7 protein-coding genes are annotated in these 6,785 nt (G+C 61.6%); 6 read left to right on the forward strand and 1 reads right to left on the reverse strand.

The window, feature by feature from the left end:
• Nucleotides 1–241: 241 nt before the first annotated feature.
• Nucleotides 242–1,177 (reverse strand): LysR family transcriptional regulator, encoded by a 936-nt coding sequence (locus AC1DY5_RS36475; RefSeq protein ID WP_478119357.1) that lies wholly within the window; start codon nt 1,175–1,177, stop codon nt 242–244.
• A gap of 115 nt (nt 1,178–1,292) precedes the next feature.
• Between AC1DY5_RS36475 and AC1DY5_RS36480 the strand changes: the two genes are divergently transcribed.
• From AC1DY5_RS36480 to AC1DY5_RS36505, 6 genes are all read left to right on the forward strand, one after another.
• Nucleotides 1,293–2,306 (forward strand): Bug family tripartite tricarboxylate transporter substrate binding protein, encoded by a 1,014-nt coding sequence (locus AC1DY5_RS36480; protein ID WP_478119358.1) that lies wholly within the window; start codon nt 1,293–1,295, stop codon nt 2,304–2,306.
• Nucleotides 2,307–2,341: 35 nt separating this feature from the next.
• A complete protein-coding gene (locus tag AC1DY5_RS36485; protein WP_478119359.1) occupies nt 2,342–3,388 on the forward strand; it encodes an Ldh family oxidoreductase in 1,047 nt (348 codons plus the stop codon).
• 61 nt (nt 3,389–3,449) lie between these two features.
• Nucleotides 3,450–4,421 (forward strand): Bug family tripartite tricarboxylate transporter substrate binding protein, encoded by a 972-nt coding sequence (locus AC1DY5_RS36490; protein WP_478119360.1) that lies wholly within the window; start codon nt 3,450–3,452, stop codon nt 4,419–4,421.
• Nucleotides 4,422–4,423: 2 nt separating this feature from the next.
• Nucleotides 4,424–5,221, forward strand: coding sequence for an MBL fold metallo-hydrolase (locus tag AC1DY5_RS36495; RefSeq protein WP_478119361.1), 798 nt, complete (start codon nt 4,424–4,426; stop codon nt 5,219–5,221).
• A 30-nt stretch (nt 5,222–5,251) separates the two neighbouring features.
• Nucleotides 5,252–5,992, forward strand: coding sequence for an ABC transporter substrate-binding protein (locus AC1DY5_RS36500; RefSeq protein ID WP_478119362.1), 741 nt, complete (start codon nt 5,252–5,254; stop codon nt 5,990–5,992).
• A 26-nt stretch (nt 5,993–6,018) separates the two neighbouring features.
• On the forward strand, nt 6,019–6,483 hold the full coding sequence (locus AC1DY5_RS36505) for an acyl-CoA thioesterase (RefSeq protein ID WP_478119363.1): 465 nt from the start codon (nt 6,019–6,021) through the stop codon (nt 6,481–6,483).
• The last annotated feature ends 302 nt before the right edge of the window (nt 6,484–6,785 follow it).

Below are 6,785 nucleotides of genomic sequence, written 5' to 3' on the forward strand. Positions count from 1 at the left end.
ATCGTGGCGCACATGAAGGATGAAGGCGCTTGGCGCTTCCGATTGACGGGCGCTAGTTTGCAGTCGCAATCGGCCCGGTCGTGAACACCTCTTCAGGGCCGAGGATCTCTTCACGAGCGACATCTTGTTCGAGAGTCGGCTCCGGGCCCTGTCCGGTCCTTCGACGACGCTCGTCGAGCTTCCACAATGCGAGCCAAAGCAGTCGTCACCGTCCAATGAGTTTCGTGCGTGACCGACGGATTCATGTTTTGTCTTCGCCCCGATGCCTCGGCCGAGCTTCAGTCCCCTTGTCCACGCGTGCACGCAAGAGCATGTCATGAAACAGTCGGGCCGCCGGCATGAGTTCACGCCCGCGTCGCCTGATTAACCCGATCACCCTCGTGATTTCTGGATCTTCAAGCGGGACGCTGATCAGCCCGGAATGTCCTTTTGGAGGCATTGCCAGCCGCGGGACAACGCCCAGGCCGAGCCCCGCTTCGACAAGGCTCACCAAAGCCGGGACGTGACGCACCTCACAGGTCCACTGCGGTTTTCGATCAACGCGGCTGAGTGCTTGATCGATTAGGAAACGGTTGCCACTTCCCTGCGCAAGCGTCAGGTACTCATACTCCGACAACTCTGTCCAGGTCAGCCGCTTCCGCCTCGCAAGAGGATGCCCCACGGGACATGCGACAACAAATCGCTCTTCCAACAGGGGCTCGAAATCGATGTCAGCTTCTTGGGTGCCGATGTACGTCAAACCAAAGTCGGCATCTCCCCTTGCTACTGCGACAAGGACCTCCGAGGAGTATTCATCGATAAGTCGGATGCGTACCTTCGGATACGAAGCGTGAAACCGCTTTATGACAGCTGGCAGGAAGTAACCCACGGCAGACGGGACGCAAGCAATCGTCACCAGGCCAGAGATGCGTTCCGTCGTGTCCTTGATACCGACAAGCGCGTCTTCCAGTTCGCGCATGACGTTTTGAGCCCTGGGCACGAAAGCTCTGCCGACCGTCGTCAGTTCCACCTTCCGCGTCGTGCGGCTGAAGAGCCTGATGCCAAGCGCCATTTCGAGCTTGTCTATGCGACGAGACAGTGCCGACTGCGACAGGTGCAAGTTTTCGGAGGCAACCCGGAAGCTACCGAAATCCGCAACGGACAGAAAGGCGCGGAGATCCGCGAGATCGAAATTCATGCGTTTCACGCAAAGGTAGAGCGAATCTTTGCAATTTACACCGAAGCGGCTCCCCGCGAACATTCAACCCTCAGCAGCGGCCGCAATCAAGGGCCGTATCAACAAGGAGACATTGATGAGCACTTCGCCTGACGTTGGCACCACCCGGAGTTCGCTTCGCCTTTCCATGCGCCGCGTGATCGGCGTTCTGGCAACCGTGGTGATGGCAGCCGCAATACCTGTGGCCCATGCCGCTTGGCCCGAGAAGCCGATACGCCTCGTCGTGCCCTATGGTCCCGGTGGCAGTTCTGACGTCATTGCGCGCCTGATCGCCAACGAGATGTCAAAGACGCTGGGGCAGGCCGTGATCGTGGACAACAAGGCGGGCGGCTCCGGGATCATCGCCATGCAGGAAGTGGCACGCGCGGCACCGGATGGCTACAACATCGTCCTCGGGCATGTGGGCACTTTGGCTGTCAATCCGGCGATGTTTGCAAAGCTGCCGTACAGCGATGAGGACTTCGAGCCAGTTGCCTTGCTGGCCAAGGTGCCTATGGTGTTCGCCGTCGGAGCGAAGGTGCCCGCAGCAACCCTGCCGGAGTTCATCGCGCTGGCCAAGTCAAAGCCAGGCAAGCTGAACTATGGCTCTGCCGGCAACGGCAGCGCGGGTCATCTTGCCTTCGAGATGTTGAAGGTCACCGCCAACATTGATGTGACTCATGTTCCGTACAAGGGCACGGGAGCACAGCTCAACGACCTGCTGGCGGGCAACACGGACGCCGCCTCTGCCGGCCCTCCGGGCTTCATTGCACAGGCCAAGGCAGGCAAGATCAAGATCATTGCGAGCGGCTCGCCGCAACGCCTGGCGGCGCTGCCCGCGGTGCCTACCGTCGCCGAACTCGGCTATCCCGGCTTCGACAGCTCTCAATGGTTCGGTCTTCATGCGCCGGCGAAGACGCCGACCGAGATCGTGAGCCGGCTGCATGACGCCGCGGTCAAGGCATTGACCGTGCCGGCGGTACGTGCACGGCTCGAGGAAGACGGCAGCACGGCGGCCCCCATGACGCCGACCGAATTCGCCAAATACATCAAAGCCGAGCGCGAACGTTGGGGCAACGTGGTCCGCAAGGCCGGCCTCAAGGTCGACTGAGTCCCCCTTCATCACTTCATTTTTTGCGAGACATCATGAACACCACTGTTGCTGAAAAACGAGTCCTGCTGGAGTCCGAGTTGCTTGAACTTGGTGCGAAGGCTTTCGAGGGCCTTGGCCTGCTCCCTAAGGATGCGCAAGATGTCGCCAGGATTCTGGTGACGGCAGACCTCTTCGGTTTGTCGACGCACGGCCTCAGCCGCGTCGAGTCCTATGGGGAGCGCCTGAGTGTCGGCGGCATCAAGGCGCGACCGGACATCAAGGTGGAACAGCGTGCGCCCGCCATCGTGAGCGTCGACGGCGACAACGGTGTCGGCCCGCTTGTCGGCATGCGCGCTCTGGAGGCCGCCATGGAAATGGCCAAGCAGGCCGGCGTCGGCATTGCGTTCGCACGCGGCAGCAACCATTTCGGCCCAGTCTCGCCGTACTCGCTGATCGCAGCAGAGGCCGGGTTCGCCAGCATCATCGGCAGCAATGCCACCACCACCATCGCGCCATGGGGCGGCAGCGATGCCCGCTTGGGCAACAGCCCGGTTGGCTTTGGTGTGCCGAATCCCGGCGGCAAGCCGTTCCTGCTCGACATGGCCATCAGCGTTGCCGCTCGCGCCAAGATCCGCAACGCCCTCAAGCGCGGGGAATCGATTCCCGACACGTGGGCCACGGACAAGGGCGGCCGGACCACAACGGATCCGGCGGCCGCCCTGGACGGTTTCCTGCTTCCAATTGGTGGGCACAAAGGCTACGGCCTCGCTCTGCTGGTCGACCTGTTCGCCGGCCTCCTGTCCGGCGCTGCCTATCTCACGCATGTGAAGTCATGGGTCGATGCGCCTGACGAGCCACAGAACCTCGGGCACTTCTTCATCCTGATCGACACGCGGCGCCTCGGGTCCACCGCATGGCTGACCGAGCGGATGAACGACTTCGCGGCGATCCTGCATGCCAGCCCCCCCGCAGAGGCGTCGCGACCCGTCCTGGTGCCCGGCGAGATCGAGTTGAACAACCTCGCGCGTCATCGGCGCGACGGCCTTGCACTGGATCCCGCGGTGCTTGCTTTGCTCGAAGAGCACGCGGCCAAGGCATAGGCAGTCGGGCAGGCCTGCCGCACACGAGCTGGCCTGCCCATGAAGAACACGGAGACTCAAGATGAAGGCCATTCACCTGTACGCAGTGATGCTACTGGCAGCGACGGGAGGCGATGCGCAGTCGCAATCAGCCTATCCCAGCAAGCCGATTCGTATCGTCGTTCCCTACGTTGCCGGCGGCGCCGCGGACATTACGGCGCGGATCGTCGGCCAGAAGATGGCCGAAGGGTTGCGCGTGCCCGTGATCATCGACAACAAGCCGGGCGCCAACGGCATGATCGGAACGGACGCGGTGGCCAAGGCAGCCCCGGACGGCTACACGCTTGTCCTGCTCGCAAGCGGCCCGCTTGTGGTGAACCCGGTGCTCTATGCAAAGGTCCCGTACGACCCGGTCAAGGATTTCTCACCCATCAGCCTGATGACGAGCTACCAGTACGCCCTGACCGTTCCGACAGCATCGCCGATCAAAAACCTGGCGGAGCTGGTGGCGACAGCCAAGGCGAATCCGGGGCAACTTAGCTACGGCTCGACCGGTGTGGGCGGTGGAGGGCATCTGGCTGGCGTCATGTTCGGTCTGATGAGCGGCGCAGAGTTCACGCACGTGCCGTACAAGGGCGCAGCCCCTGCGCTAGCCGATCTGCTCGGCGGCACACTCTCTTTTACGTTCGACACGGTTGTCACGGCCGCGCCGTTTGTCCGGAGCGGAAAGCTCCGAGCGTTCGCGGTCTCCGGTCCCCGCCGGGCGTCGTCGCTGCCAGGCCTGCCGACAATGCAGGAGGTCGGCTACAAGGGGTTTGACATCACGCAGTTCCAGGGACTGCTGGCGCCTGCGAAGACGCCAGCGGCGATCATCGATCGCCTCCACGACGAAGTAATCAAGGCACTGAAGGTCAAGGAAGTCGCAGACCGGCTTGCCACCGAGGGCGGCTACGAGATCGTGGGCAGCACCCCGGCTGCGTTTGGCGAACATATCCGCTCCGATCTTGATCGGTACGGAACGCTCGTCAAGGATGCGAACATCAAGCCGGAGTAGGCGTGTACAAGGTTGATGTCCTGATTCAGGGTTTTCCTGGGCGAGCCGTTTGCCACGGGGGTCTCGGGTGGAGCACCATCTCGCTCCTGCGCGGCGCGCAGCGGGCGGTGCTCGTGGACGTGGGCGCGTTCGGCGTCCGCAAACCCCTTTCGAAGCAGCTCGCGCAGCGCCGCGTCGCGCCCAAAGACGTCACCGACGTTGTCTTGACCCACGTGCACTACGACCACGCGGTCAACTTCACCCTGTTTCCCAAGGCAACGATCTGGGTCGGGCGCAAGGAACTTGAGTGGGCTGCTGCGGCGCAGCCCGGCTTCAATCCCTTGCCAGAACTCTACGTTCAGGAATTGCGGCGACTGGACCGGGTTCGCATGCTCGATGAGGGTGATGAGTTCCTGCCCGGGATCACTGCCATTTCTTCCGGGGGGCATACGCCCGGCCACCTGATGTACCTGCTCGCAGAAAGCGAAGTGCCGGTGCTGTTCACAGGCGATGCAGCGAAGAACCGCGCGGAGCTTCTCACAATGGACGTCAGTGACACCAGTGATCGCCCTGCGAGCATCGGTACTCTGGAACGGATCTGGGAAACGTGGCGACGTACACCCGGCACGTTGCTGATTCCCGGGCATGACCTCCCCATGCAGCTCGACGACGCAGGCCAACCTGTCTACGTGGGAAAACGCAGCGCTGGGATCACGGCGTGGTTTTCGCAGAGCCTTTCCCAGACAACTACCGTCGACCTGTGCCGAGAGTCACCGAGCGGCATCTTCTCCAAGCTCATCGGGTCTCGCGCACAGCGTTGAGACCTCCTCACTTTTGAAAGACCCCCTCTCATGACAGTCACGCCTACGATCCGTTCTGCGCTTGCGCCAACTGGCGTGCTGCGCGCCTCMATCAATCTTGGCAATCCAATCCTCGCACGGTGGGATGCAGGCCGGAACCTGGCAGCCGGAGTATCGGTCGACCTGGCCACCGAACTCGCAAAGCGCCTGCAGGTTGAACTCCAGCCCGTAGTGTTCGATGCCGCCGGGAAATCGGTGACCGCTGTCACTGGCGAGCAGGCTGACGTTGGCTTCTTTGCCGTCGATCCGCTGCGCGGCGAAGGCCTCCTGTTCACGGCACCCTACATCCTGATCGAGGGAAGTTACCTCGTGCGAAAAAACTCCAGGATCGAAAGCAACGAGCAGGTGGATGTCGAAGGCGTGCGGATCATGGTCGGCAAGGGCAGCGCATACGATCTCTACTTGAGCCGCGAACTCAAGAATGCCCAGATCGTTCGCGCCAACACGTCACCTACCGTTGTGGACGAGTTTCTCGCGCAGAAGGTTGACGTGGCCGCGGGCGTGCGTCAGCAGCTTGCCTCAGACTCAGCGAGGTTGAATGGGCTGCGACTACTGCCGGGTAGGTTCATGGTGATTCAGCAAGCGATGGGAACACCGCGCAGCAGGGGCATGGAAGCAGCCAACTATCTAAGAGAGTTCGTCGAAGATATGAAATCTTCAGGATTTATTGCCGACGCTATGGCTCGCYATGACATCAAAGGTGCATTGGTTGCGCCGCCGCAATCGGATTGAGTACTCGCAGCAAGCAAGAGTCACAGATGTCGGCAATCGACTTGCGATTTCTCGCCAACCCGAATACTGTCAACTTCGGGGGCAAGGTGCATGGCGGCACCGTCATGAAGTGGATCGACGAAGCGGGATACGCCTGCGCCACGGGCTGGGCCCAACGCTATTGCGTCACTGCGTTCATCGATGGGATTCACTTTCATCACCCGATCGTAATCGGCGACCTCGTCGAGGTAGAAGCCTTCCTGGCCTACACGGGCAAAACGAGCATGACCATATCTGTCGAGGTCCGTAGTGCCGATATGATAGGCGGCACGATGATCAAAACGACGGAGTGCCTGATCGTGTTCGTTTCTGTCGACTCGCACGGCCGCCCGATGTCAGTGCAGCCATTTGTTCCCAGCACGCCGCGTGAGATAGCCGTTGCAGAAGCCGCAAAGACGCATTTGGCCAGTAGACGCGCTCGCGCAGTCCCTAACGTCTCGTCGGTGACCTAGCTCTACTGCGATCAGGCCCTTGCCGCTGTCATCGCCAAACGCCAGCGAGCATTTCCATTCAACGCCTCAACGACCGCACTCACTTAAAGCGGGCATCGCTTGGCGGCAGAGCGACCGACTGCTCATGGCCGACTGTAGCCAGTCGTGGCCGGCGAACTTTGGGCGGCCCACACGAGTCATTCAAAGGTCATGTTGGCGTGCCGCAAAGCCGACACTCAGGCATCGCTGAAGCGGCCTCGAGTCGGTGGCCGGCACTAGGCTTTCGCTGCTGCCGACCATGAGCTTCGGGGACGACGTACAGC

It is taken from the genome of Variovorax sp. P4_D9 (genome assembly GCF_056401695.1).